At 68.7% G+C, this 594-nt stretch carries 1 protein-coding gene; it reads right to left on the reverse strand.

Annotated features, from left to right (window positions below; translation table 11 throughout):
• Positions 1-594 (reverse strand): site-specific integrase (locus ACS04_RS30030; protein ID WP_048479977.1); only part of this gene is annotated, 594 nt, incomplete at both ends.

The raw sequence follows: 594 nt of genomic DNA on the forward strand, positions 1-594 counted from the left end.
CTGGCGGTTCTCGAAGTCGATGTCCTGCCAGCGCAGACCGAGCACCTCGCTCCGCCGCAGCCCGAGGACGAGCACCAGGACGCCGGCCGCGTAGAAGCGGTGAGCCCGCGCCGAGCGCAGGAAGGTGATCGCCTCCCGGGCGTTCCAGGGCTTGGCCTTGCCCTTGCTGACCTTGGGCATGTCCACGAGCAGCGCCACGTTGCGCGTCAGCAGCTCCTCCCGGATGGCCCGGTTGAGGGCGTTCCGGAGGATGCGCAGCACCTCGAACCGCGTCGCGGCGCCCACCTTCTCGCGCTTCAGGGTGGCCATGTGAGCCCGGATCTGGGCGGGCGTGAGCTTGGTCAACGGCTTCTTGCCGAGGTGGGGCGCCAGGTACAGCCGGACCTTCGACTCGTACTTGGCGTAGGTGTTGTGCTCGCGCTCCGGCTTCACGATGTGCTCCAGCCAGTAGGCCAGCCACTCGCCGAGCGTCCACGAGCGGGAGGGCACGGGGACACCGTTGCGCTCCTGGTCCTGGAGCTTGCCCAGCTTCTCGGCGGCTTCGTCGTACGTCGCGCCGTAGACGAACTTCCGGACACGGTGGCCGTCCGTGTT

It is taken from the genome of Streptomyces roseus (genome assembly GCF_001044425.1).
Classification (GTDB): domain Bacteria; phylum Actinomycetota; class Actinomycetes; order Streptomycetales; family Streptomycetaceae; genus Streptomyces; species Streptomyces roseus.